Source organism: Pararhizobium sp. DWP3-4 (genome assembly GCF_049898205.1).
Lineage (GTDB): Bacteria > Pseudomonadota > Alphaproteobacteria > Rhizobiales > Rhizobiaceae > Pararhizobium.
Window position 1 is genome coordinate 53,963 of record NZ_JAFCXF010000004.1, and the last position, 25,992, is coordinate 79,954.

A 25,992-nucleotide genomic window follows, 5' to 3' on the forward strand; every position below is an offset into this window, starting at 1 on the left:
CAACGGGTTGCGTGCCTTTATAATATCTGTTCGCCGCTTTGGCTGGCGAATGAACGACAGGATTGAGTACGAAGATGGCAAAGCTGAAAGTCGACGGAAAAGAGATCGAGGTCCCGGATCATTTCACGCTGCTTCAGGCGTGCGAAGAAGCCGGCGCCGAAGTTCCGCGCTTCTGTTTCCATGAGCGGCTTTCGGTCGCCGGAAACTGCCGCATGTGTCTGATAGAGGTGAAGGGAGGGCCGCCGAAACCGGCAGCCTCCTGCGCCATGGGCGTGCGCGACCTGCGTCCCGGCCCGAACGGAGAAACGCCGGAAGTCTTTACGACCACGCCGATGGTCAAGAAGGCCCGCGAAGGCGTGATGGAATTCCTGCTGATCAACCATCCGCTCGATTGCCCGATCTGCGACCAGGGTGGCGAATGCGACCTGCAGGACCAGGCAATGGCCTTCGGCGTCGATTCGACCCGCTATAACGAGAACAAGCGCGCCGTCGAAGACAAGTATATCGGCCCGCTGGTCAAGACCGTGATGAACCGCTGCATTCACTGCACGCGCTGCGTCCGCTTCACCACCGAAGTCGCAGGCATCGCCGAACTTGGCCTGATCGGCCGTGGAGAAGATGCCGAGATCACCACCTATCTCGAGCAGGCGATGACCTCGGAGCTTCAGGGCAATGTCGTCGATCTCTGCCCCGTCGGTGCTTTGACCTCCAAGCCCTACGCCTTCAACGCCCGCCCGTGGGAACTCGGCAAGACCGAATCGATCGACGTCATGGATGCCGTCGGCTCGGCGATCCGCGTCGATACGCGTGGACGCGAAGTCATGCGCGTCATGCCGCGCGTCAATGAAGAGATCAACGAAGAGTGGATTTCCGACAAGACCCGCTTCATCTGGGATGGCCTGAAGACCCAGCGTCTCGACCGTCCTTACGTGAAGAAGGACGGCCGCCTGCAGCCTGCCAGCTGGAATGAAGCGTTTGCCGCCATCAAATCAGCCATTGCCAAGACCAGCGGCGATCGGATCGGCGCGATTGCCGGCGATCTGGCGTCCGTTGAGGAAATGTACGCGCTGAAGGAACTGATTTCCTCGCTCGGCTCGAAGAACATCGACTGCCGTCAGGACGGCGCAGCGCTCGATCCGTCGTTCGGCCGTGCAAGCTATCTGTTCAACCCGACGATCCAGGGCATAGAAAGCGCCGACGCGCTTTTGATCATCGGATCGAACCCGCGCTTTGAAGCCTCTGTTTTGAACGCTCGGATACGCAAGCGCTTCCGGATGGCCAATTTCCCGATCGGCGTGATCGGCGAACAGGCGGAACTGCGTTATTCCTACGATTATCTCGGCGCAGGCACGGACACGCTCGCCGAACTGGTTGCCGGCAAGGGCAAGTTCCTCAGCGTGCTGAAGAATGCACAGCGTCCGATGATCATCATCGGCCAGGGTGCGATCTCCGGGGCGAATGGCGCTTCGGTTCTGGCTGCCGCCGCCAAGCTCGCAGGTGCCATTGGCGCCGTCACCGCAGACTGGAACGGTTTTGCGGTTCTTCACACCGCAGCGTCGCGCGTCGGCGGTCTCGATCTTGGCTTCGTGCCGGGTGAGGGGGGCAAGACTGCCGCCGAAATGTTGACCGGAACGGACGTTCTTTTCCTGCTCGGCGCCGACGAAATGGATTTCTCCGGCAAGACCGCCGGCTTCACCGTCTATATCGGTTCGCATGGCGACGAAGGTGCACACGGCGCCGACGTCATCCTGCCGGGCGCGACCTATACCGAGAAGTCGGGCCTCTGGGTCAATACCGAAGGCCGCGTCCAGATGGGCAACCGTGCAGGCTTTGCGCCGGGCGACGCCCGGGAGGACTGGGCGATCATTCGCGCTCTCTCCGACGTGCTCGGCAAGAAGCTGCCATTTGATTCGCTTAGTGAATTGCGCGGAAAACTTTACGCGGCGCACCCGCATCTCGCTGCGATCGACATGATTGCAACGGGCGTAACGGGTGAAATTGCCGCACTTGCACAAAAAGCCGGTGAGATGGGCAAATCGGCGTTTGCGTCTCCGGTCAAAGACTTCTATTTGACGAACCCGATAGCACGCGCGTCCGCCGTCATGGCCGAATGTTCGGCTTTGGCACGCAACAATTTCAAAGCTGCGGCGGAATGAGCGCGAGGGAATAAGACACAATGGACGCTTTCATTTCGACCTATGTCTGGCCAACGGCCATCATGATCGGCCAGTCGCTGCTGCTTCTGGTCGCGCTGTTGATCTTCATCGCCTACATCCTTTTGGCTGACCGCAAGATCTGGGCAGCGGTGCAGATGCGCCGTGGACCGAATGTGGTAGGCCCGTGGGGACTTTTCCAGTCCTTCGCCGATCTTTTGAAGTTCGTCTTCAAGGAGCCGGTCATTCCGGCCGGTTCGAACAAGGTGCTGTTCCTGCTGGCGCCGCTGGTTTCCGTGACTTTGGCGCTTGCAGCCTGGGCGGTTATCCCGCTCAATGCCAACTGGGTGATGGCCAATATCAATGTCGGCATCCTCTATGTTTTCGCCATTTCCTCGCTTGAGGTTTACGGTGTCATCATCGGCGGCTGGGCATCGAACTCCAAATATCCGTTCCTGTCGGCGCTGCGCTCCGCCGCCCAGATGGTCTCCTATGAAGTCTCGATCGGCTTCGTCATCGTCACCGTGCTGCTCTGCGCCGGTTCGCTGAACCTGACCGATATCGTCGATTCGCAGCGCGATGGCCTGGGGACGATGATGGGCCTGCCTGGCTCGTTCCTCGACTGGTACTGGCTGCCGCTGTTCCCGATGTTCATCATCTTCTTCATCTCGGCGCTGGCTGAAACCAACCGTCCGCCCTTCGATCTGGTCGAAGCGGAATCGGAACTGGTCGCCGGGTTCATGGTCGAGTATGGCTCGACCCCGTATATGATGTTCATGCTCGGCGAATATGCCGCCATTTGCCTGATGTGCGCGCTGACGACGATCCTCTTCCTCGGCGGCTGGCTGCCTCCGGTCGATGTATGGTTCCTCAACTGGGTTCCGGGCATCATCTGGTTCATCCTGAAGTCTTCGATGGTGTTCTTCATGTTCGCCATGGTCAAAGCCTTCGTGCCGCGCTACCGCTACGACCAGCTGATGCGTCTGGGCTGGAAGGTCTTCCTTCCGTTGTCGCTCGCCATGGTCTTCATTGTTGCAGTCACGTTGAAACTGGTGGTGTGGGCCTGATGCTTACGTCCCGTTTCGCAAAATCAGCCGGCGCCTCCCAGGCCGGCATATTTGGAGGTTGATGATGGCAGGTCTGTCGCAAGCCGTCAGTTCGCTGTTCCTCAAGGAATTCGTCAACGCGTTTTTCCTGTCGATGCGCTATTTCTTCGCGCCGAAGGCGACGCTGAACTATCCGTTTGAAAAGGGGCCGATCAGCCCGCGCTTTCGTGGCGAACATGCACTGCGCCGTTATCCGAACGGCGAGGAGCGTTGCATCGCCTGCAAGCTGTGCGAAGCGATCTGTCCTGCCCAGGCGATCACCATCGAGGCTGGCCCGCGCCGCAACGATGGCACGCGCCGCACGGTTCGGTACGACATCGACATGGTAAAGTGCATCTATTGCGGTTTCTGCCAGGAAGCCTGTCCGGTAGACGCGATCGTCGAAGGTCCGAACTTCGAGTTCGCCACCGAGACGCGCGAAGAGCTCTACTACGACAAGGACCGGCTGCTTTCCAACGGCGACCGTTGGGAGCGCGAAATTGCCCGCAACATCGCAATGGACTCGCCGTACCGCTGAGACTTTGTATGGGGACTGCGCCTGCCGTTTGAGGCGGGCGTTACACTGATCTTGGGCGTGGCCGGCATGAGCCGGTGCGCCAGTCGGAAGGATGGCCTCGCTGCCATGCCTGCCCGGGGAAGACGAAAAAGGCACCGATCATGGGTCTGCAGGCTCTGTTTTTCTATCTTTTTTCATTCGTCGCGGTTGCGTCGGCGTTCATGGTGATTTCTGCGCGGAACCCTGTTTATTCCGTGCTGTTCCTGATCCTGACGTTCTTCAACGCCGCCGGCCTGTTTCTTCTGACGGGCGCCGAGTTTTTGGCGATGATCCTGCTGGTCGTTTATATCGGCGCGGTCGCGGTTCTCTTCCTCTTCGTGGTGATGATGCTCGACATCGACTTCACGCAGCTGAGGTCTGGTGTGCTGGAATATGCGCCGGTCGGCGCGTTGATCGGACTGGTGCTGGCAGCCGAGCTGATCATCGTGGTCGGTGGCAGCTCGTTTTCGCCGCAAATCGCCAAGTCGATCTCGATGCCGATCCCGGCCATCGCCGATCGCACCAACACGGCCGCACTCGGCGACGTGCTCTATACGCACTATGTCTACTTCTTCCAGATTGCCGGCCTGGTTCTTCTTGTCGCCATGATCGGCGCCATCGTTCTGACGCTGCGCCATCGCGACAACATCAAGCGCCAGGATATTCCCACACAGGTTGCCCGTTCGCCCAAGACCGCTGTTGAAGTGGTCAAGGTGAAGTCGGGGCAGGGCCTTTAAGACGGACGCGAGGTCAAGGAACACATCATGGAAATCGGTATTTCCCACTATCTGACCGTCAGCGCCATCCTGTTCATACTGGGCGTCTTCGGCATTTTCCTCAACAGGAAGAACGTCATCGTCATCCTGATGTCGGTGGAACTCATTCTGCTCGCGGTCAACATCAACATGGTCGCGTTCTCACACTTCCTGAACGACATCACCGGCCAGGTGTTCGCCCTGTTCATTCTGACCGTCGCGGCAGCGGAAGCCGCAATTGGTCTTGCAATTCTCGTCGTCTTCTACCGTAACCGCGGCTCCATCGCCGTGGAAGACGTCAACATGATGAAGGGCTGAGCGGCCAATGAATACGATTATTCAAGCCATCGTCTTCCTGCCGCTGATCGGCTTCCTGATCGCGGGCCTGTTCGGCACCTCGATCGGCGCCAAGGCTTCGGAATACGTCACCACCGGCTTCATGATTATTGTCGCCGTCTTGTCCTGGGTCGTGTTCTTCCACGTCGCACTCGGCGAGACGGAGTTGATCAAGGTCAGCGTGATGCGCTGGATCCAGTCCGGCAGCTTCGATGCAGAATGGGCCTTCCGGGTCGATACGCTGACCGCGGTCATGTTCGTCGTCGTCAACACCGTGTCCTGCCTGGTTCACCTCTATTCGATCGGCTACATGCATCACGACCCGCATCGGCCGCGCTTCTTTGCCTATCTGTCGCTGTTCACCTTCGCCATGCTGATGCTGGTGACGTCGGACAACCTGTTGCAGATGTTCTTCGGCTGGGAAGGGGTGGGTCTTGCGTCCTACCTGCTGATCGGCTTCTGGTACAAGAAGCCGTCGGCATCGGCTGCGGCGATGAAGGCTTTCATCGTCAACCGCGTCGGTGACTTCGGTTTCGCGCTCGGCATCTTCGGCGTCTTCGTGCTGTTCGGCTCGATCAGCTTCGAAACCATCTTTGCCGCTGCTGCCAGCTACCTGCCGGCTGAGGGCGCTGCCGAGGGTGGCGAGGTCGTCATCAACCTGTTCGGCATGCATCTCGACAAGGCCCATGCGATCACCGGCGTCTGCCTGCTGCTGTTCATGGGCGCGATGGGCAAGTCGGCGCAGTTCCTGCTGCACACCTGGCTGCCGGACGCCATGGAAGGCCCGACGCCCGTGTCGGCACTGATCCATGCCGCGACCATGGTCACGGCCGGCGTCTTCCTCGTCGCCCGCATGTCGCCGCTGTTCGAACTGTCCCATACGGCTCTGATGGTCGTTACCGTCATCGGCGCGATCACCGCGTTCTTTGCCGCGACCGTCGGTCTGGTCCAGAACGACATCAAGCGCGTTATCGCCTATTCGACCTGCTCGCAGCTCGGCTATATGTTCGTGGCGCTCGGAACAGGCGCCTATGGCGCTGCCATCTTCCACCTGTTCACGCACGCCTTCTTCAAGGCATTGCTGTTCCTCTGCGCCGGTTCGGTCATCCATGCCGTTGATGGCGAACAGGACATGCGCAACATGGGCGGCCTGCGTCCGCACATCAAGGTGACCTTTGCCATGATGCTGATCGGCACTTTGGCGATCACCGGCGTCGGCATCCCGTTCACCTCGTTTGGTTTCGCCGGCTTCTTCTCGAAGGACGTGATCATCGAGGCGGCCTATGCGTCGCATTCCTCGGTCGGCGGTTTCGCCTTCACGCTTCTGGTCATTGCGGCCCTGTTCACCAGTTTCTACTCGTGGCGCCTGATGTTCCTGACCTTCTTCGGCAAGCCGCGTGCGTCCCACGAGGTCATGCACCACGTTCACGAATCGCCGCAGGTCATGCTGATCCCGCTCTACATCCTGGCGTTCGGCGCCGTGGTTGCCGGTTTCCTCGGTGAGGGATATTTCTACGGCCACGAATATGCCGAATTCTGGCAGGGCTCATTGTTCACGCTGCCGGGCAACGAACTGGTTGACGAGTTCCATCACGTGCCGGCTTTGGTAGCCCTCAGCCCGTTCATCGCCATGATCCTCGGCTTCGTCACCGCCTGGTACATGTATATCCGTTCGCCGGAGACGCCGAAGTACCTGGCCGAGCAGCATCGTGGTCTCTACCAGTTCCTGCTCAACAAGTGGTATTTCGACGAACTTTACGACTTCCTGTTCGTTCGTCCCGCCAAGCGCATCGGCACCTTCCTGTGGAAGGAAGGCGATGGCCGGATCATCGACGGCTATGGCCCGAACGGCATTGCCGCCCGCGTCATGGACGTCACTGACCGCGTCGTTCGCCTGCAGACCGGTTACCTCTATCACTACGCTTTCGTGATGCTCATCGGCATCGCGGCGCTCGTTACCTGGATGATGCTCGGGAGCTCCTTCTGATGACCGATTGGCCCATTCTCTCCGCGGTCACCTTCTTGCCGCTGGTCGGTGTTGCTCTTCTGCTTTTGGTGCGTGAAGACAGCGCCGCCGGCCGCCGCAATATCCTCAACATCTCATTGCTGACGACAGTGGTTACCTTCCTGGTATCGTGCTGGATTTGGTGGAGCTTCGACCAGTCGAACCCCGGCTTCCAGATGGTCGAGAAGCATGCCTGGCTCGGCACCGGCATCTCCTACCATCTCGGCATCGACGGCATTTCGATGCTGTTCGTGGTGCTCTCGGCTTTCCTGATGCCGTTCTGCGTCGTGGCCAGCTGGCTCTCGGTCGAAAAGCGGCTGAAACAGTACATGATCGCCTTCCTTCTGTTGGAAGTGTTCATGATCGGCGTCTTCGTGTCGCTCGACATCGTGCTGTTCTACGTGTTCTTCGAAGCCGGCCTGATCCCGATGTTCATCATCATCGGCGTCTGGGGTGGCAAGGAGCGCGTCTACGCTGCCTATAAGTTCTTCCTCTACACGCTGCTCGGCTCGGTGCTGATGCTGCTCGCCATCATGGCGATGTACTGGCAGGCCGGCACGACCGACATTGCAGAACTGCTCGCCTATCAGTTCCCGGCCCAGATGCAGACATGGCTATGGCTGGCCTTCTTCGCCTCGTTTGCGGTGAAGATGCCGATGTGGCCCGTCCACACCTGGCTTCCCGATGCGCACGTTCAGGCGCCGACGGCGGGCTCGGTCATTCTGGCTGGCGTTCTCCTCAAGCTTGGCGGTTACGGCTTCATGCGCTTCTCGCTGCCGATGTTCCCCTTAGCATCCGAGTATTTCGCACCCTTCGTCTTCACGCTGTCGGTCGTCGCGATCATCTACACCTCGCTGGTGGCGATGATGCAGTCCGACATCAAGAAGCTGATCGCCTATTCGTCGGTTGCCCATATGGGCTATGTGACCATGGGTATCTTTGCCGCCAATACTCAAGGCGTGCAGGGGGCGATCTTCCAGATGCTGTCACACGGCCTCGTATCCGGCGCGCTCTTCCTCTGTGTCGGCGTGGTCTACGACCGCACCCACACCCGCGAGATCAGCGCCTATGGCGGGCTCGTCAACAACATGCCGAAATATGCGGTCGCCTTCATGATCTTCACCATGGCGAACGTCGGCCTGCCGGGCACGTCTGGCTTCGTTGGTGAAATTACCGTGCTGCTTGGCGCCTTTAGGGCCAACACCTGGGTGGCGTTCTTCGCCACCACCGGCGTCATCCTGTCGGCGTGTTATGCTCTTTGGCTCTACCGCCGGGTGATCTTCGGGACACTCGACAAGGACAGTCTGAAATCGCTGCTGGATCTGTCCGGCCGTGAAAAGGCGCTGCTCTATCCGCTGATCGTGCTGACCATCTTCTTCGGCGTCTATCCGGCTCCGGTCTTCGATGCGACGGCGGCTTCGGTGGACGTGCTTATCAACAACTACACTGCGGCCGTGCAGGCAGCGCATGACGTTGCGCTTTCGGCGAAATGACGACAGGACGGGATTGAAATGACTGCTGAAACATTCCTCGCTAGCCTGCACCTGTCGACCCCGGAGCTGATCCTAGCGGTCGGCGCCATGGTGTTGTTAATGATCGGCGTCTTTTCCGGCGAGAAATCGTCCGGTCTGGTCACCGGTCTTGCGGTTGGCCTGCTCGCCGTGTCCGGTGTCTGGCTGGTCTGGCAGACCGGCGACGGACAGGCCTATAACGGCGCCTTCCTGTCGGATCCGTTTGCCAAGTTCATGAAGGTGCTGACCTTGTTCGGCTCCATCGTGGCGCTGATCATGTCGGCGGGCGAGGCGCGTTCGACCGGCATCGACCGGTTCGAATTCCCCGTTCTGATCGTGCTGGCCACGCTCGGCATGCTGCTGATGATCTCGGCCAACGATCTGATCTCGGTCTATCTGGCGCTCGAACTGCAGTCGCTGGCGCTCTACGTCGTTGCCGCGATGAACCGCGACAATCTGCGTTCGACGGAAGCGGGCCTCAAGTATTTCGTACTCGGCGCGCTGTCGTCCGGCATGCTGCTCTACGGCATGTCGCTGGTCTACGGTTTTACCGGCCATACCGGTTTTGACGGCATCGCCGCTGCGCTGTCGGCAGAAGGCCGTTCGCTCGGCCTGGTCTTCGGCCTCGTCTTCATTCTTGCCGGCGTCGCCTTCAAGATCTCCGCCGTTCCGTTCCACATGTGGACGCCGGATGTTTATGAAGGTGCACCGACGCCGGTCACCGCCTTCTTTGCCGCTGCCCCGAAAGTTGCCGCGATGGCCATGCTGATCCGGTTGGTCATCTCGCCGTTCGAGCCGATCGTCACGGACTGGCAGCAGATCGTCGTGTTCATCTCGATTGCCTCGATGCTGCTCGGCTCGTTTGCCGCCATCGGCCAGAAGAACATCAAGCGACTGATGGCCTATTCGTCGATCGGCCACATGGGCTATGCGCTCGTCGGCCTGTCCAGCGGCTCGATGGCCGGTGTGCGTGGCGTGCTCATCTACATGCTGGTCTATGTGGTCATGACGCTCGGCACCTTTGCCTGCATCATGGCGATGAAGCGCAAGGACGGCAATCACGTCGAAAGCGTCGATGATCTCGCCGGCCTGTCGCAGACCAACCCGTTCATGGCGACGGTGCTGACCGTGATGATGTTCTCGCTGGCTGGCATTCCGCCGCTCGCCGGTTTCTTTGCCAAATACTTCGTGTTCATGGCGGCCATCGAAGCGCATCTCTATGCTCTGGCGATCATCGGTGTTCTCGCCTCCGTCGTCGGTGCATACTACTATCTGCGCGTCATCAAGCTGATGTGGTTCGATGAAGCCAAGGGCGAGTTTGCGCGGCCTTCCGGCGTGTTGCGCCTGGTCTACGGCCTTTCGGGTCTGTTCGTTCTTGCCTATGTGTTGATCGGCGGACCGATCGGTACGGCGGCTGAAGTTGCAGCGCGGACGTTCTTTTGACAGGACAGGAGCGGATCGGCAGAGTTTCGCTTGATAATTACCGGCATACGGCGCTTGGCGATGTCGGATCGACGAATACGGAATGCCTGATCCGTGCGCGTGCGGGTGACCCGGGACTTCACTGGATCACCGCAGCACGGCAGATTTCCGGCCGGGGCCGGCGCGGCCGCAGCTGGGCGTCGGAGCCGGGCAATCTTTACGCGTCGCTGCTTCTGATCGACCCGGCGCCGATGGAGAAACTGCAATCGCTGCCGTTGGCAGTCGCCGTTGCGGTGCATCGGGCGATCCAGGCGGTCATGCCATCAGGCGCAAATCCGGTCTCGATCAAATGGCCGAACGATATTCTGATTGCCGGTAGGAAGTGCTGCGGTATCCTGCTGGAAGGCGAAGGCCTGCCGGACGGGCATCATGCGCTGGTCATCGGCTGCGGCATCAATGTCGCGCTGGCGCCGGATCATGGGCTCTATCCGGTCACCAGCCTGCAGGCGGAAGGCGCCGCCGTTTCACCGGACGAGCTTTTTGCCCATCTGTTTCGAAGCATGAGCGACGCGTTGAATACCTGGAACCGTGGCGACGGGATCGCAGAGATTATTGCACAATGGCGGTCCGCAGCAGGCGGGATCGGCCAGAAGATTACAGTCAACCTGCCGGATCGCTCGCTTTCCGGCATGTTTGAAGGCATAGATGAAGACGGCCGGCTGATGCTCGATCTTGGGGCAGGCACGGTTCAACGCATCGCCGCAGGCGATGTATTTTTTGGATAGACCCCCTTTCGGGTGACATAAGGCGCAATCAATCAATGAGCAAACAAGACGAACTCGTCTTCCTGCCGCTAGGCGGAGTGGGGGAAATCGGCATGAACCTGGCCCTTTACGGCTATGGTTCGCCCGCCCACCGCCAGTGGATCATGGTCGATTGCGGCGTGACCTTCCCGGGCCTCGATTTGCCCGGCGTCGATCTGGTGCTGCCTGATATCCGGTTCCTTGCCGAAGAGCGCAAGAACCTCAAGGGCATCATCATCACTCATGCCCATGAAGACCATTACGGCGCGCTGGCCGATCTGTGGCCGGGCCTCAACGTGCCGGTCTATGCCTCGCCGTTTACGGCCGGCATGCTGGAAGCCAAACGTTCCTACGAGCGCAGCCGCGCCCAGGTGCCGATCACCATCTTCAAGGAAGGCGACCGCATCAATGTCGGTCCGTTCGAGATCGAGGCGATCGGCGTCAATCATTCGATCCCCGAACCGATGTCGCTGGTCATCCGCACGCCGCTCGGCAATGTCGTCCATACCGGCGACTGGAAGATCGACCACGCGCCGTCGCTCGGCCCATTCACCGACGAAGCGCGGTTCCGCGCTGTCGGCGACGAGGGCGTTCTGGCGCTGATGTGCGACAGCACCAATGCCATGCGCGATGGCGTCTCTCCCTCCGAAGAGGAAGTGTCGACCAGCCTGACCAAGATCATCGAGAACGCCAAGGGACGCGTGGCGATCACCACCTTCTCGTCGAACGTTGGCCGTATCCGCTCGATTGCCAAGGCGTCGGCTGCTGCCGGCCGCGAAGTGCTGCTTCTCGGCAGCTCGATGAAGCGCGTCTGCGACGTCGCCCGCGATGTCGGCTTGATGGAAGGTCTGAACCCGTTCATCGCCGAAGACGAATTCGGCTATATCCCGCGCGACAAGGTCGTGGTGATCCTGACCGGTAGCCAGGGCGAATCCCGCGCTGCACTCGCCAAGATCTCGCGTGACGAGATGCGCAATGTAGCGCTGACGGCTGGCGATACGGTGGTGTTTTCCTCGCGCGCCATTCCCGGCAACGAGAAGGCGATCAACGACGTCAAGAACGGCCTCGTCGAACAGGGCATCCATATCGTCACCGATAACGAAGCACTGGTTCACGTTTCCGGCCATCCCCGCCGCAACGAGTTGCAGCAGATGTACCAGTGGACGCGCCCGCAGATGCTGGTGCCGGTGCATGGTGAGGCTGCCCACCTGACCGCACAGGCCGAACTTGGTTTGCAGTCCGGCATCAAGACCGTTCCGCGTGTCCGCAACGGCGACATCCTCCGTCTTGCGCCGGGACCGGCGACCGTCATCGGCGAAGCGCCGCACGGCCGCATCTACAAGGATGGCAGCCTGATCGGCGATTTCGAGGAGATGGGCATCGGCGATCGCCGCAAGCTGTCCTTTGCCGGCCATGTCGCGGTCAATGTCATTCTGGACGCGCGCTACGATTTCGCGGCAGACCCGATCGTCGTTCCAATCGGTTTGCCCGAGTTCGACGATGAAGGCGAGGACATGAATGACACGCTCTATGACGCGGTCCTTGGTGCCGTCGAAAGCATTCCGCGTGGCAAGCGCAAGGATATCGCCATGGTGACGGAAGCCGTACGCCGGGCCATTCGCGGCACGGCCAACGACGTCTGGGGCAAGAAGCCCGTCGTCACCGTGTTCATCAACAAGCTCTGACAGCCGGGATCAAATTCAATGCTTGGACGTGTCAACCATATCGCTCTCGCCGTTCCGGATCTTGCCGAAGCGGTGGAGCGATACCGGTCGATGCTCGGTGCGTCGGTGACCGAGCCGGAAGCCTTGCCGGAGCACGGCGTCACCGTCGTGTTCGTCACGCTTGAAAATACCAAGGTCGAACTGCTGGAGCCGCTTGGCGCTGAATCACCGATCGGTGCGTTTCTTGCGAAAAATCCTGCCGGCGGCATGCACCATATCTGCTACGAGGTCGCAGACATCCTTGCCGCGCGCGACAGCCTGGTTGCCGCCGGGGGCAGGGTGCTTGGCGATGGCAATCCAAAGACCGGCGCGCATGGCAAGCCGGTGCTGTTTCTCCACCCCAAGGATTTCTTCGGCACGCTGATCGAACTCGAGCAGGTGTGACAGAAGACCGCGCGCCGGTACATATCGGCCGCAATATTTGTCGGGCGGATGCGAAAGCGTTATAACGTCGCTCCAACGCGCCATGCCAAAGAGGTGAGACATCCATCTCCCCTCCTTATGAGAGACCACCATGCCGATCTTTTCCACCTTCGCGATCTATTTCATCATCTGGTGGTTGGCGCTGTTCATCGTCTTGCCGATCGGCTTGCGGACGCAGGCCGAAGAGAACGATGTCGTGCCGGGAAGCGTCGAAAGTGCGCCTGCGCGGTTCCGCGCATTTCGGGTCTTCCTGATGACATCGGTGCTCGCCGCCGTTATCCATGCCACATGGTACGTTCTTTCGGTCCGGATGGGCTATGGCCTGGATTCAATCCCCCAGTTTGCGCCGAAGTTCTATTGAGGGATGATCGGTGTTGCCGTGGCTGCGACAGCGGCGGCTTACGGGCAGCGTGAAGAGCAGGCCCGGCAGGGCGCCACAGAATTGCCGCGATTCAGGCGGCGGTGGTTTTTCATGACCCAGCGTTCAGTATAAAAAGTCAAAAAAAAACAAGGCTGAAAGCCTTGTTCTTAAAGTATCGCGTGATCCTTATCCGTTACCGGTGGCTGCGTATAAACGCGCCTAAGATCTTATCCTCCCAAGACTTGACCGCGAAATCGACAAGAATTTAATCTCCCTGCCTCTTTTGTGGGCCAAAACTAGCTCAAACATTATGCGTTGTCATCCGATTTTTTTGCATTTTTGCTACACTCTGGTTAAATTTTTCCGTTGACAACTTCTGTCAAAATCCTGTTACTACCGTGCCTTTTTGACGCAGGTATTTTCGTTTTTTCCCACCTTGAAATCCGTGCATACTCCCCCGCTCCTGCCAAACACGATGACGGGTTTTCTTCCTGCCGCGAAGCGTCTATGAACGCGTGAGCGCGGTGCTTCCCCTTCTGGAATCAGCTGGATGGATCGTCGCGGCAAACAGTCAAACGGCAGTGTCGGTTTGCGCGCTTGACGCGTGCGCGGCCTGCAGGCTCAACGTTATTTCGCCCGATTCCGACGATAGTGCGAAGTGCTTTAACTTCTGGAACCCGTTCATGCGCCTGTCCCGCTTTTTCATGCCCATTCTGAAGGAAACCCCGAAGGAAGCGGAAATTGTCTCGCACCGGCTGATGCTGCGTGCCGGCATGGTGCGCCAGCAGTCGGCCGGTATCTATACATGGCTGCCGCTCGGCAAACGGGTTCTCGACAAGGTTACGAAAATCATCCGGGAAGAGCAGGACCGCGCCGGCGCCGTCGAGCTTTTGATGCCGACGCTGCAATCGGCCGAACTCTGGCAGGAAAGCGGCCGTTACGACGCCTATGGCGACGAAATGCTGCGGATCAAGGATCGCAACAAGCGCGACATGCTGTATGGGCCGACCAACGAGGAGATGATCACGGACGTGTTCCGCTCCTACGTCAAGTCCTACAAGGACCTGCCGCTCAATCTCTATCATATCCAGCTGAAGTTCCGTGACGAACGGCGCCCGCGTTTCGGCACCATGCGTTCGCGCGAATTCCTGATGAAGGATGCCTATTCCTTCGATCTCAACCGCGAAGGCGCGGTGGACAGCTACAATCGCATGTTCGCTGCCTATCTGCGCACTTTCGCGCGGCTTGGCCTGCGCGCCATTCCGATGCGGGCCGACACCGGCCCGATCGGCGGCGATCTCAGCCACGAGTTCATCATTCTCGCCGATACCGGTGAATCGGAGGTTTTCTGCCACAAGCACTTCCTCGATTTCGACATTCCGGCCGACGATACCGATTTCTGGGATGCCGCAGCGATGAAGGCGATCTTCGACAAGTGGACGTCGCTTTACGCCGCCACCTCCGAAATGCACGACGAAGCCGCCTTCAATGCCATCGACGATGCCTCCAAAGTTTCGGCCCGCGGCATCGAAGTTGGCCACATCTTCTATTTCGGCACCAAATATTCCGAAGCCATGGGCGCCAAGGTCCAAGGACCGGACGGCAAGGAGCACACGGTGCACATGGGCTCCTATGGCATCGGCCCGACCCGTCTGGTTCCCGCCATCATCGAAGCGTCGCATGACGAGAATGGCATCATCTGGCCGGCCTCGATCGCGCCGTTCGATGCGGTCGTGATCAACATGAAATCCGGCGACGAAGCCTGCGACGCGGCGTGCGAAACCCTCTATGCTGCCCTCAACAACGCAGGATTCGACACGCTGTACGACGACAAGGACGACCGCGCCGGCACCAAGTTTGCCACCGCCGACCTGATCGGCGTTCCCGTACAGATCATTGCCGGGCCGCGATCGGTCGCCAGTGGCGAGGTCGAACTCAAGGACCGCAAGACCGGCGCCCGCGAAACATTGACGATCGAGGCAGCCATCAACAAGCTGACCGCCTCGAAATAAGGGACCAGGGAATGAGCGCTGCGACGCTAGAACAGGAAAAGGCCACGACCGCCAAGGCGCCGTCGAGCCGTCCGTTTTCCACATTCGAGCGCATGGTGGCCTGGCGCTATCTGCGCTCGCGCCGCAAGGAAGCGTTCATTTCGGTGATCGCCGGCTTTTCCTTCATCGGCATCATGCTCGGTGTGGCAACGCTGATCATCGTCATGGCTGTGATGAACGGTTTTCGCACCGAGCTGATCTCGCGCATTTTGGGCATCAACGGTCACATGATCGTCCAGCCGCTGGATGGGCCGCTGGATAACTATGCCGACCTCGCGACGAAATTTTCCGGCGTCAAGGGCATCACCATGGCGATCCCGATGATCGAGGGGCAGACGCTTGCCTCCGGTCCGGGCGGCGCCGGGACAGGCGCGCTGGTGCGCGGCGTGCGCGCTGACGATCTCGCCAAGATGAAGTCGATTTCCGATCACATCCAATCTGGCGATCTCGTCGGTTATGCGGCTGGAACAGGCGTTGCAATCGGTTCGCGCATGGCCCAGCAACTCGGCATCACCGCCGGCGGCACCATCACGCTGGTGGCGCCGGAAGGCGACATCACGCCGATGGGCGTCAATCCGCGCGTCAAATCCTATACCGTCTCGGCGATCTTCGAGATCGGCATGTCGGAATATGACGCCTCGATCATCTTCATGCCACTGGAAGAAGCCCAGCTCTATTTCAACGCCGAGGGCATTGCCCAGTCGATCGAGCTGTTCGTCACCGACCCGGATCTGGTCGATGACCTGCGCCAGCCGATCGAGGATGCGGCCGGCCGCCAGGTACTGATCAGCGACTGGCGTGATCGCAACAAGACCTTTTTCTCCGCCCTTCAGGTGGAGCGCAATGTCATGTTCATGATCCTGACGCTGATCATTCTGGTGGCGGCGCTGAACATTGTCTCCGGCCTGATCATGCTGGTAAAGGACAAGGGCCGCGACATCGCCATCCTGCGCACAATGGGCGCTTCGTCAGGCGCGGTCATGCGGATATTCTTCATGACAGGTGCGGCGATCGGCATTGTCGGTACGATCGCCGGCGTGCTCCTGGGCGTTGTGGTCTGTCTCAACATCGAGTCGATCCGCCAGTTCTTTTCCTGGATTTCGGGCACGACACTGTTCAATCCCGAACTCTATTTCCTAAGCCAGCTTCCGGCCGATATGAACCTCGGCGAGACCACATCGGTCGTCGTCATGGCCATCGGCCTGTCCTTTCTTGCCACGATCTTTCCGGCCTGGCGCGCCTCGCGCCTCGATCCGGTTCAGGCTCTGCGCTACGAATAACGAGGGAATACAGACACGATGAATGCGCGCGTGGCATTGCAGCTTTCCGGCGTCGAACGTCATTTCAGCCAGGGCGAAGAAACCCTGTCGATCCTCAAGGGTGCGGACTTTTCGCTTCATGGCGGCCAGACCGTGGCGCTCGTTGCCCCGTCGGGCACGGGCAAATCGACGCTTTTGCACCTGGCTGGGCTGCTGGAGCGCCCGGATGCCGGCGAAGTACTGATCAACGGTCAATCCTGCGGTGCGCTCAGTGATGAACGGCGCACGGCGATCCGCCGCAATGAGATCGGCTTTGTCTATCAGGCCCATCATCTGCTGCCGGAATTCACGGCAGTCGAAAACATCATGATGCCGCAGCTGATCGCCGGTCTCAGCAAGGCGGAGGCGCGCGAACGGGCGGCAGCACTTCTGGATTACATGCGCATCGGCCACCGTGCCGAACATCGCCCATCGGAGCTGTCCGGTGGCGAGCAGCAACGCGTCGCCATCGCTCGCGCCGTCGCCAATGCGCCGCTGGTGCTCTTGGCCGACGAGCCGACAGGCAACCTCGACCCGGAAACGGCCGGCTACGTCTTCGAAGCACTGGAAGCACTGGTGCGCCAGTCCGGCCTCGCGGCGATGATCGCCACGCACAATTACGAGCTTGCCGCGCGCATGGACCGCCGCGTCACCATCGAAGACGGCAAGGTCGTCGAGCTTTAAGCTGCAGCTTCCGCTGAGTTGGCGCGGGGCTGCCGGTATCTATTCGATACCGCAGACCTTTTGCCCGCGATCGTCGGACCAGTCCTTCAGCAGCACGATTTCGCCCTTGGTGGCGACAGGCTTGCCGCTGCTCTTTCCCTTGCCGGTCAGCACATTGAAATCGCATTCCGTCGTGTTGTCCGGATCGAGCGTGTCGTAGGACGTATAGGTATATCCGGCGACGACGAAGTCGAAGTTGCGATAGGCGACCGTCAGCTTCTGTTCCCAGCGATCGCGGCCGACAGAATCATTATGGGTGGTGATGAGGATCGAGCCATTCTCAAGGGCGGTGATCGACGGCGCCCGCCCGGCCATGGTGAGATCTCCCCAAACCTTGTTTGCTACCACGGTCCTCAGTTTCAACCGGTCGCTGTCGCCGTCATTGAGATAGATGTAGACCGCGTGATCTTCATCGGTGCCCTCAACCGGTGCCACCAGCATGGCAAGGTCTGAGCTGCCGTCCTTGTCCCAATCGCCTGTCGCCGCAAAGACGATGCGATCCGGATCGATGGTTTTTTCCGCCTGCGCCGTGGTGGCCGTCAGGCCCAGGAATGCCGTCATGACGGCCAGTGACATCTTCATCGATCTTTCCCCTAGTCGGATTTGAGACGCAGACTAATCGGCCGCCCGGCCGGCGTCCAGATGCGAGTTGTCTGGCCTGAGGGCTCGGGTGAAAAGTGTTTACCATCTCCGTTTCTCAAAGGTCGAAGATTTGCAACAGCTGCTTGACGAGTGAACATAAATAGAACAATATAAGAACATAACGGAAAAGGGAGCCGCCCAATGACTGACTTCATTCGTGATCTCGCCGCTTTGACCTCCATCGCCATGTTCATCGCCAGCTTTTCGATCATCGTCATCGGGATGTAAGCATGGCTTGAGCCGAGACCGCCATCTCCGCCCATGCGCTGTGGTGCGGGAATGGACGAGTGGCGGCTGTGGACAAGGCCGATCGAGTTTGAAAATGCTGCCATGCGGCAGATGAAAACTGGACATCTGCGGATGGAAACGGGATATCCTGAGGCCTTCACGGGAATCGGGGTGCGCCATGGCAGATGCGGTAAACGGCAAGCGGCAGGATAGTTCCGCTGAGGGCGGCGCGTCTCCCCAGTTCGTTCATCTTCGGGTTCATTCCGCCTTTTCGCTGCTCGAAGGGGCTTTGCCGATCAAGAAGATCATCGGCAAGGCTGTTGCCGACGGCCAGCCGGCGATCGGCATTGCCGATACCAACAACCTGTTTGCAGCGCTCGAATTCTCGCAGAAATGTATGGACGATGGCCTGCAGCCACTGATCGGCTGCCAGTTGTCGATCGACATGGAGGATGAGGGCGAGGGCGAGAAACGCGGCCACGCCCAGCACCTGGCCAAGCTGCCGGCCATCGTTCTGATCGCCGCGACGGATGCCGGCTATGTCCGGCTCGTCGATATTGTCAGCCGGGCCTATCTCGGCGGCGAGGGAAACCAGTCGGTGCGCATCGCGCTGTCCTGGCTGCAGGAGGGCGGCGCGGAGGGATTGATTGCGCTGACCGGCGCATCCGGTGGGCCGGTCGATATGGCCTTGAAGTCCGGTCACCATGCGCTGGCGGAAACGCGGCTGAAGACCCTTGCTGCGGTGTTTGGCGACCGTCTCTATGTCGAGCTTCAGCGCCACGGCAAATATGACCGGCGCCACGAAAACCGTGTCGTCGATCTTGCCTACAAGCTTGAACTGCCGATCGTCGCGACCAATGAGCCGTTCTTCCCGTCGCCCGCCGAATTCGAGGCGCATGACGCACTGATGGCGGTGGCGCACAATGCGATGGTTTCGGATGACACGCGCTTTCGCCTGACGCCGGATCATTACCTGAAGAGCCGCAAGGACATGGCGGCTCTGTTTGCCGACCTGCCGGAAGCGCTGGAAAACACCATTGAGGTCGCCAAGCGCTGTTCCTTCGTCCTGAAGACCCGCGCACCGATCCTGCCGCGTTTCACCGGTGCCTCGGACGATCCGAAGGAAGCCGAGCGCGCCGAGGAGATCGAATTGCGCCGTCAGGCTGTCGAGGGTCTCGACGAACGGCTGCGAATGCTCGGCATGTCGCCGGGCTATAGCGAGACCGATTATCGCGAGCGCCTCGATTTCGAGCTCTCCGTCATCGAGAAGATGAAGTTTCCGGGTTACTTCCTGATCGTTGCCGACTTCATCAAATGGGCAAAGCTGCAGGATATTCCAGTCGGCCCGGGCCGCGGATCGGGTGCGGGCTCGCTGGTCGCCTATGCGCTGACCATCACCGATGTCGATCCCTTGCGCTTCTCGCTGCTGTTCGAACGCTTCCTCAATCCGGACCGCGTCTCGATGCCCGACTTCGACATCGACTTCTGCCAGGACCGGCGCGAAGAGGTGATCCGCTACGTCCAGCGCAAATATGGCCGCGAGCAGGTGGCGCAGATCATCACCTTCGGATCGCTGCAGGCGCGCGCCGCCTTGCGCGACGTCGGCCGCGTGCTGGAAATGCCCTATGGCCAGGTCGATAAGATCTGCAAGATGGTGCCGAACAATCCGGCCAATCCAACCACGCTCGCCAAGGCGATCGAGGAAGAGCCGCGCTTCCAGGAAGAGGTCGATAAGGAGCCGGTGATCGGCCGCCTGCTCGATATCGCCCAGAAGATCGAAGGTCTCTACCGCCACGCCTCGACCCACGCCGCCGGTATCGTCATCGGCGACCGGCCGCTGTCGCAGCTGGTGCCGATGTACCGCGACCCGCGCTCCGACATGCCGGTCACCCAGTTCAACATGAAATGGGTCGAGCAGGCCGGCCTCGTCAAGTTCGACTTTCTTGGCTTGAAGACGCTGACCGTCTTGAAGGTCGCCGTCGATTTCATCAGGAAGCGCGATATCGAAGTCAAGCTCGAGGCGCTGCCGCTTGATGACCTGAAGACCTACGAGATGCTGTCCAAGGGCGACACTGTCGGCGTGTTCCAGGTGGAAAGTGCCGGCATGCGCAAGGCGCTGATCGGCATGCGGCCGGACTGCATCGAGGACATCATCGCGCTGGTGGCGCTCTACCGCCCGGGCCCGATGGAAAACATCCCGGTCTACAATGCCCGCAAGCACGGCGAGGAAGAGATCGAATCGATCCATCCGAAGATCGATTATCTGCTGAAGGAAACACAAGGCGTTATCGTCTACCAGGAACAGGTGATGCAGATCGCCCAGGTTCTGTCCGGCTATTCGCTCGGCGAAGCCGACCTTCTGCGCCGCGCCATGGGTAAGAAGATCAAGGAGGAAATGGACAAGCAGCGCGCCCGTTTCGTCACGGGTGCCGTCGACAACGGCGTCTCGAAGCCGCAGTCCGACTTGATCTTCGACTTGCTTGCCAAGTTCGCCAATTACGGCTTCAACAAGTCGCACGCTGCGGCTTATGCCATCGTTTCCTATCAGACGGCCTATCTGAAGGCGCATTTCCCGGTCGAGTTCCTCGCCGCGTCGATGACGCTCGACATGTCGAATACCGACAAGATCAACGACTTCCGCCAGGACGCAAACCGGCTCGGCATCGAGGTCATCCCGCCGTCGGTGCAGACCTCGTTTCGCCGTTTCGAGACCGGCGACAACCGCATCTACTATTCGCTCTCGGCCATCAAGGGCGTCGGCGAAGCGGCCGTCGATCATATCGTCGAGGTGCGTGGTGATGAGCCTTTCGCCGATCTCGAGGATTTCTGCCTCCGGATCGATCCGAAGCTTTTGAACCGGCGGGTGTTCGACAGCCTGATCTGCGCGGGTGCCTTCGATTGCTTTGGGTATGACCGGGCGGAGCTGGTGGGCGGCCTTGACCGCATTCTCGGCTTTGCGCAGATCGCCCAGGCCAACAAGATCAGCGGCCAGAGCGACATGTTTGGCGCGGGCGCGGCGACCGGCCCGGAAAAGGTCAACCTGCCGCCCTATTCCCCCTGGCTGGCATCGGAAAAGCTGCACCGCGAATTTCAGGTTCTGGGCTTCTATCTGTCTGCCCATCCGCTCGACACCTATAACGAGCTTCTGAACAAGATCCGCGTCCAGACCTTTGCCGATTTCGCCGCATCGGTGAAAAAGGGGGCTGCTGCCGGACGTCTGGCCGGAACAGTAACATCCAAGCAGGAGCGCAAGACCCGCACCGGCAACAAGATGGGCATCATCGCCTTTTCCGATTCCACCGGACAGTTCGAGGCCGTGTTGTTCTCGGAGGCGCTCAATCAGTACCGCGACCTTCTGGAGCCCGGCAAATCGCTGGTGATGACGGTGCAGGCCGAAGAGCGGCCGGAGGGCATCGGCATGCGCATCCAGACGCTGCAGTCGCTGGAAGAGCGGTCGCTGCAGATGCAGAAGGCGCTACGCGTCTATGTCCGGGACAGCGGCCCGCTGCGCTCGGTCGCGGCGCATCTGAACACACGCGGCGACGGCCTGGTGTCGTTCATCGTCATCAAGGATAACGGCCAGCGCGAGATCGAGGTGGAGCTCAATGAGAGGTATCGCATCTCGCCGGAGATCGCCGCAGCGCTGAGGACAGCGCCCGGCGTCATCGATGTCGAGCTGGTATAGCGGCGGACCGTCAGGACTTTGATCGGGAACGGGTGACGGTGACGAAATCCGTGCCGGCGCCGGTTTCCTGGCCAAGCCCCATGTCCGAAATGGTCAGCGACGAGCCCTCGGCGAGCAGTTCCTCGATCCGCTGGCGCGTTTCGTCCGGAACGGTGATGCGGTCCAGCGTCCGTTGCGCGGCATTGAAAGCCGCCGGGTCTTCGTCAGTGGTGATACCGAGGCGTTTCTTCATCGGCCCTGACAACGTATTGTCGAGCGTCATGGCGAACCATTCGCCTTTACCCGTGGTGGCATCGATATCCTGGAACTGGAAGAAGTGCGTGCCGAGTGCGATCTCTGGCCTGTCGATCCGTACAGGTGTTTCGAACAGCGGCTCGAATTCGCGGCGAACGAGAAGCTGGCCGTTCGGTGGCTTGCCCTTGCCGGCCCTGGCATAGAGCGCTTCGATGAAGGCAGGCGTCGGCTTGCCATCGACGGTCAATTTTTCTGCGGACTGGAATGCCTTGATGGCATCGGTGGTCTGCATGCCCGCATATCCATCGGCCAGGCCGGCGGCATAACCGAGTTCGTTGAGCAGACTCTGGATATCCATGGTGATTTCGCGTGTGCCGCGATGGGTGATCAGCATCCGGATCGGCGGCAGTTTTTCCATCTCGACGGCAACCGGTTTTTCCGGTGCGGGCTCTATCGTGGCCACTTCGACGGATTGAGTGGGGATCTGTGAAACACTTGGCCGCAACGTCGCGTCCGACAGCAATGCCGGTTCTTTCTCTTTCGGCTGGAACAGCAACGGATCGGAGATCGCAACCGGCGTCAGCTGGCGATCGGAGATCAGCACATGCAAACCACGCCCGGTCATCTTGAACAGCTGTTTGGCAAAGGCGTCCGGCAGCCGCACGCAGCCATGCGAGGCCGGATAGCTTGGAACGTGATTGGAGGCGTGCAGCGCGATGCCCGACCAGGTCAGACGCTGCATGAACGGCATCGGGGCGTTCGAATAGATGTTCGACTTGTGAAACCGGCGTTTTTCCAGGATCGAGAAAATGCCTGTCGGCGTCGAATGGCCGGCTTTGCCCGTCGAGACATTCGACGTGGCGACGACTGTGTTGCCGTCATAGACCACCAGCGATTGCTGGTCCCGCGACACGACGATCTGCAGGGGAGCCTGCTCGCCCGCGAATGCCACGCTGGCAGACAGGGCGGAGGCGAGGCCGAGACCAAATGTAAAACGCAAAACCATGAGGAACATCCGGACGCAACAAACACAACATCAGCCTAGCCTGAGAGGTTTAAGGAAACTTTGCTGCTCCGCGCGGAACACGGGAATGTGAAGCCGGTTATTTTCGCCGGCCCTTGCCGAACGTATAGCCGGTCTCGACCGTCGCCTTGCCGAATTTGTCGCGCAGCGTATTGATCGCGGCTTCCGCCGCCGCGCGCCGCGTCGCCTGCGTATCGACGAGATCGGGCGGATCGGCAAGGTCGGGATTGGAGAGGTCGGAGACACCGATGCCGATCAGGCGGAATTTCGTGCCGTCGGTCTCCTTGTCCAGAAGCTGCATGCCGGTGCGGAAAATCCGGTCGGCAAGCCGGGTCGGGCTGTCGAGACGGCGGTTGCGCGTCCGGCTCTTGAAGTCGGCGGTCTTCAGCTTGAGCACGACGGTCTGGCCGGCAATGTCGGCCTTGCGCAGCCGGTGGGCCACCTGTTCGCTCAACCGGCGCAGATGCGTCACCAGGTCGTCATAGTTACAGAGGTCGTCGTTGAATGTCGTTTCCGAGGAAACGCTCTTGGCTTCACCGTCGATATCGACGGTGCGCTCGTCCTGGCCGCGTGACAGCCGGTAGAGGCGCTGCCCCATCGTGCCGTAGCGCTTCATCAGGTCGGTTTCGTCCATTGTCTGCAATTGGCCTATGGTGCGGATACCGTCGCGCTCCAGGGTTGCCGCAAAGGCCTTGCCGACGCCCCAGATCAGCGTCACTGACCTGTCTTTCAGAAAATCCAGCGCCTCGGCAGCGCCAATGACCGAAAAGCCGCGCGGCTTCTGCAGGTCGGACGCCACCTTGGCGAGGAACTTGCAATAGGACAGGCCTACCGAAACGGTAATGCCGATTTCCTGTTCGATCCGCCGGGCGAATTTTGCCAGTGTGCGGGCAGGGGGATCGTGATGCAGGCGCTCGGTGCCTTTCAGCTCCAGAAAGGCCTCGTCGATCGACAGCGGCTGAACCAGCGGCGTCAGTTCCTGCATCAGCGTGCGCACCTGGCGGCCGACCCGCACGTATTTCTCCATGTCCGGCTTGATGACGACGGCCTGCGGACAGGCCTCCAGCGCCTTGAACATCGGCATGGCGGAGCGCACCCCATGGATGCGGGCGATATAGCAGGCGGTGGACACGACACCGCGCTTGCCGCCGCCGATGATCACCGGTTTGTCGGCAAGGTCCGGATTGTCCCGTTTCTCCACCGAGGCATAGAAGGCGTCGCAATCGATATGGGCGAGCGTCAGCTGATAGAGTTCTGAATGATAGAGCAGGCGTGGGCTGCCGCAGGCCCGGCAACGGCGAATGCCGGCCGGTTGGCCCGTGAGACAGTCTCGGCAAAACCCTGGAAACTGCTGCGCGTCTGTTTGCATCGATCAGAACAAAAGTTGAACATTTTCACGATACGCCCTAAACTGACGAGTCTCAAGACATGGGAAGGCAATCTTTGACCTCCCCAGGAAAGGTCAGCTTGAGCGATTTTTGTGCCCAGCGTCGGTTTTCCGGCCGGCATTCACCGCAGCAGATGCGTGCGGATGATCGCGGCTGCGTCCGTCCAGCGCTCCGCCTTGGCGATACCGTCGCCCGGATCGGGTGCCATCGCCCGGAACTGGTCGTTGGCCATCAGGTTGATCAGCAGGCAATCTGGCGCATGGGTCTGAACGGACTGCAGATTGCGCAGGATATCGTCGATGAATACCAGCGGCACGTCGCGGGCATCGTGCAGGCGCTTGATGATCGGTCCCTTTGGCTCTTCGCTGGCAAGCAGGGGATAGTGCAAGCCGTGGCGGTCGAGCAGCGACCGGCGTGTGCCGCTGTGACGTGGCGGCATCGCGGTCAGGAAGATGATATCCGCTTCAGCGGAAAGCCCGGCCAGGGTATCGACAACGCGATCTGCCGGCGTCTGCCACTGGTCCTGCAGCCGGAAGAAAGTCTCCAGCAGTTCGCTCGTTTTCGCGTCCTCGACCGGCAAGCCGCTGTCAAGCTCTACGATATTGCCATGCAGGCGAAAGGAGCGGGGCAGAAGATCACGGCCGCACGCGCGCAGGAAGTTGCCAAATGGTGTCAGGAATTCAAGCACAACCTCATCGATGTCGCAGACGATCAGCGGCCGGTCGGTCAGACGGATATGGTTGAGATCAAGCGTATCCGTCACAGTCAGAAATCTCCCGGATTGTCCGGGCCAGACAGGATCGCATGGGCACGCACCACATCCTCGGGCCGCGTGCCGGTCGCCGCGCAGAAATCCATGAGGGTCGGCTCATGGCCCATGAGGAAATCGACGATGCCGGCAAGGAAACCGGGGTCGGCGGCGGCTTGGCGCATGGATGATGGATCGGTGCCCGTCAGTGCCAGGAAACGTCCGAGCAGTTCCGGTTCGTTTGCAAGCCAGCCGAGGATGGAAATCGCTGTTTCTTCGGATGGGGTCACGTCCAGATGTCCTTCTTGCATTCGGGCAATTTTCTACGGAATATTACCGGTTTTTCAACCAAATCGCTGTAGCTTCAAGCTTCCGGGGCGATGAGCCCAACCGCGCCGCAACTTATAGCGATGCGACGGCCATGCAAGCCGGAACCGCAAATCAAGGGATCGAAATGCCCAAACAGGTTATGATTGTTGAAGACAATGAGCTGAACATGAAGCTCTTTCGTGACCTGATCGAGGCATCCGGATACACGACGATTCAGACCCGGAATGGTATGGAAGCCCTTGATCTTGCGCGCAAACATCGCCCTGACCTGATCCTGATGGACATCCAGCTTCCGGAGGTTTCCGGGCTGGAGGTGACCAAATGGCTGAAGGAAGACGACGAATTGCATGTTATCCCGGTGATCGCCGTCACGGCGTTCGCAATGAAGGGCGACGAAGAGCGCATCCGGCAGGGAGGCTGCGAGGCCTATGTCTCCAAGCCCATCTCGGTGCCGAAATTTATCGAGACGATCAAGACTTATTTGGGCGATGCCTGATGCAGCGCCAG

22 protein-coding genes are annotated in these 25,992 nt (G+C 60.0%); 17 read left to right on the forward strand and 5 right to left on the reverse strand.

What is annotated here, in order from left to right; genetic code table 11:
• Positions 1 to 74 precede the first annotated feature (74 nt).
• The 15 genes from nuoG (at position 75) to ACP7E6_RS12040 (ending at position 17,167) form a co-directional block, all read left to right on the forward strand.
• Positions 75 to 2,156 (forward strand): NADH-quinone oxidoreductase subunit NuoG, encoded by a 2,082-nt coding sequence (gene nuoG, locus ACP7E6_RS11970; protein ID WP_426229997.1) that lies wholly within the window; start codon positions 75 to 77, stop codon positions 2,154 to 2,156.
• A gap of 20 nt (positions 2,157 to 2,176) precedes the next feature.
• Positions 2,177 to 3,220 carry an NADH-quinone oxidoreductase subunit NuoH gene (gene nuoH, locus ACP7E6_RS11975; protein ID WP_060641215.1) on the forward strand — a complete coding sequence of 348 codons (1,044 nt, stop codon included), beginning with the start codon at positions 2,177 to 2,179 and terminating at the stop codon, positions 3,218 to 3,220.
• A 64-nt stretch (positions 3,221 to 3,284) separates the two neighbouring features.
• Positions 3,285 to 3,776: an NADH-quinone oxidoreductase subunit NuoI gene (nuoI, locus tag ACP7E6_RS11980; RefSeq protein WP_113314430.1), complete on the forward strand. Its 492-nt coding sequence runs from the start codon at positions 3,285 to 3,287 to the stop codon at positions 3,774 to 3,776.
• A 140-nt stretch (positions 3,777 to 3,916) separates the two neighbouring features.
• Positions 3,917 to 4,531: an NADH-quinone oxidoreductase subunit J gene (locus tag ACP7E6_RS11985; protein WP_426229998.1), complete on the forward strand. Its 615-nt coding sequence runs from the start codon at positions 3,917 to 3,919 to the stop codon at positions 4,529 to 4,531.
• Positions 4,532 to 4,558: 27 nt separating this feature from the next.
• Entirely contained in the window at positions 4,559 to 4,867 is a 309-nt protein-coding gene (gene nuoK / locus ACP7E6_RS11990) for an NADH-quinone oxidoreductase subunit NuoK (RefSeq protein ID WP_037107776.1), read from the forward strand.
• 7 nt (positions 4,868 to 4,874) lie between these two features.
• On the forward strand, positions 4,875 to 6,872 hold the full coding sequence (gene nuoL / locus ACP7E6_RS11995; RefSeq protein ID WP_426229999.1) for an NADH-quinone oxidoreductase subunit L: 1,998 nt from the start codon (positions 4,875 to 4,877) through the stop codon (positions 6,870 to 6,872).
• Entirely contained in the window at positions 6,872 to 8,383 is a 1,512-nt protein-coding gene (locus ACP7E6_RS12000) for an NADH-quinone oxidoreductase subunit M (protein ID WP_426230000.1), read from the forward strand. The genes nuoL and ACP7E6_RS12000 overlap by 1 nt, the downstream gene beginning before the upstream one ends.
• An 18-nt stretch (positions 8,384 to 8,401) precedes the next feature.
• Complete coding sequence (gene nuoN / locus ACP7E6_RS12005; protein WP_426230001.1) at positions 8,402 to 9,844, forward strand: NADH-quinone oxidoreductase subunit NuoN; 1,443 nt, start codon at positions 8,402 to 8,404, stop codon at positions 9,842 to 9,844.
• Entirely contained in the window at positions 9,841 to 10,608 is a 768-nt protein-coding gene (locus ACP7E6_RS12010) for a biotin--[acetyl-CoA-carboxylase] ligase (protein WP_426230002.1), read from the forward strand. Before nuoN ends, ACP7E6_RS12010 begins: the two co-directional genes overlap by 4 nt.
• A gap of 35 nt (positions 10,609 to 10,643) precedes the next feature.
• The gene (locus ACP7E6_RS12015) at positions 10,644 to 12,311 is read left to right on the forward strand and encodes a ribonuclease J (RefSeq protein WP_426230003.1); all 1,668 of its coding nucleotides are present in this window, start codon (positions 10,644 to 10,646) and stop codon (positions 12,309 to 12,311) included.
• Between the two features lie 18 nt (positions 12,312 to 12,329).
• Positions 12,330 to 12,734 carry a methylmalonyl-CoA epimerase gene (mce, locus tag ACP7E6_RS12020; RefSeq protein ID WP_426230004.1) on the forward strand — a complete coding sequence of 135 codons (405 nt, stop codon included), beginning with the start codon at positions 12,330 to 12,332 and terminating at the stop codon, positions 12,732 to 12,734.
• Between the two features lie 130 nt (positions 12,735 to 12,864).
• A complete protein-coding gene (locus tag ACP7E6_RS12025) occupies positions 12,865 to 13,134 on the forward strand; it encodes a DUF1467 family protein (protein WP_426230005.1) in 270 nt (89 codons plus the stop codon).
• A 683-nt stretch (positions 13,135 to 13,817) separates the two neighbouring features.
• Positions 13,818 to 15,146 (forward strand): proline--tRNA ligase, encoded by a 1,329-nt coding sequence (gene proS, locus ACP7E6_RS12030; RefSeq protein WP_426230006.1) that lies wholly within the window; start codon positions 13,818 to 13,820, stop codon positions 15,144 to 15,146.
• Positions 15,147 to 15,157: 11 nt separating this feature from the next.
• Entirely contained in the window at positions 15,158 to 16,465 is a 1,308-nt protein-coding gene (locus tag ACP7E6_RS12035; protein ID WP_426230007.1) for a lipoprotein-releasing ABC transporter permease subunit, read from the forward strand.
• Positions 16,466 to 16,483: 18 nt separating this feature from the next.
• Complete coding sequence (locus ACP7E6_RS12040; RefSeq protein ID WP_426230008.1) at positions 16,484 to 17,167, forward strand: ABC transporter ATP-binding protein; 684 nt, start codon at positions 16,484 to 16,486, stop codon at positions 17,165 to 17,167.
• 39 nt (positions 17,168 to 17,206) lie between these two features.
• On the opposite strand, the gene ACP7E6_RS12045 is transcribed toward ACP7E6_RS12040, so the two are convergent.
• Positions 17,207 to 17,788 carry a hypothetical protein gene (locus ACP7E6_RS12045; RefSeq protein WP_426230009.1) on the reverse strand — a complete coding sequence of 194 codons (582 nt, stop codon included), beginning with the start codon at positions 17,786 to 17,788 and terminating at the stop codon, positions 17,207 to 17,209.
• A gap of 466 nt (positions 17,789 to 18,254) precedes the next feature.
• Here ACP7E6_RS12045 and dnaE point away from each other — a divergent pair, with 466 nt between their 5' ends.
• Positions 18,255 to 21,761, forward strand: coding sequence for a DNA polymerase III subunit alpha (gene dnaE, locus ACP7E6_RS12050; RefSeq protein WP_426230010.1), 3,507 nt, complete (start codon positions 18,255 to 18,257; stop codon positions 21,759 to 21,761).
• Positions 21,762 to 21,771: 10 nt separating this feature from the next.
• Here dnaE and ACP7E6_RS12055 read toward each other — a convergent pair whose 3' ends face one another.
• From ACP7E6_RS12055 to ACP7E6_RS12070, 4 genes are all read right to left on the reverse strand, one after another.
• Positions 21,772 to 22,995 carry a L,D-transpeptidase family protein gene (locus tag ACP7E6_RS12055; protein WP_426230323.1) on the reverse strand — a complete coding sequence of 408 codons (1,224 nt, stop codon included), beginning with the start codon at positions 22,993 to 22,995 and terminating at the stop codon, positions 21,772 to 21,774.
• Positions 22,996 to 23,098: 103 nt separating this feature from the next.
• A complete protein-coding gene (locus tag ACP7E6_RS12060) occupies positions 23,099 to 24,388 on the reverse strand; it encodes a DNA polymerase IV (protein ID WP_426230011.1) in 1,290 nt (429 codons plus the stop codon).
• 140 nt (positions 24,389 to 24,528) lie between these two features.
• Positions 24,529 to 25,176, reverse strand: a complete 648-nt coding sequence (locus tag ACP7E6_RS12065) for a hypothetical protein (RefSeq protein WP_426230324.1) — start codon at positions 25,174 to 25,176, stop codon at positions 24,529 to 24,531.
• Positions 25,173 to 25,445 (reverse strand): DUF3572 domain-containing protein, encoded by a 273-nt coding sequence (locus ACP7E6_RS12070; RefSeq protein ID WP_426230012.1) that lies wholly within the window; start codon positions 25,443 to 25,445, stop codon positions 25,173 to 25,175. The genes ACP7E6_RS12065 and ACP7E6_RS12070 overlap by 4 nt, the downstream gene beginning before the upstream one ends.
• 164 nt (positions 25,446 to 25,609) lie before the next feature.
• Between ACP7E6_RS12070 and ACP7E6_RS12075 the strand changes: the two genes are divergently transcribed.
• Positions 25,610 to 25,981, forward strand: a complete 372-nt coding sequence (locus ACP7E6_RS12075) for a response regulator (RefSeq protein WP_003547430.1) — start codon at positions 25,610 to 25,612, stop codon at positions 25,979 to 25,981.
• Positions 25,982 to 25,992: the final 11 nt, after the last annotated feature.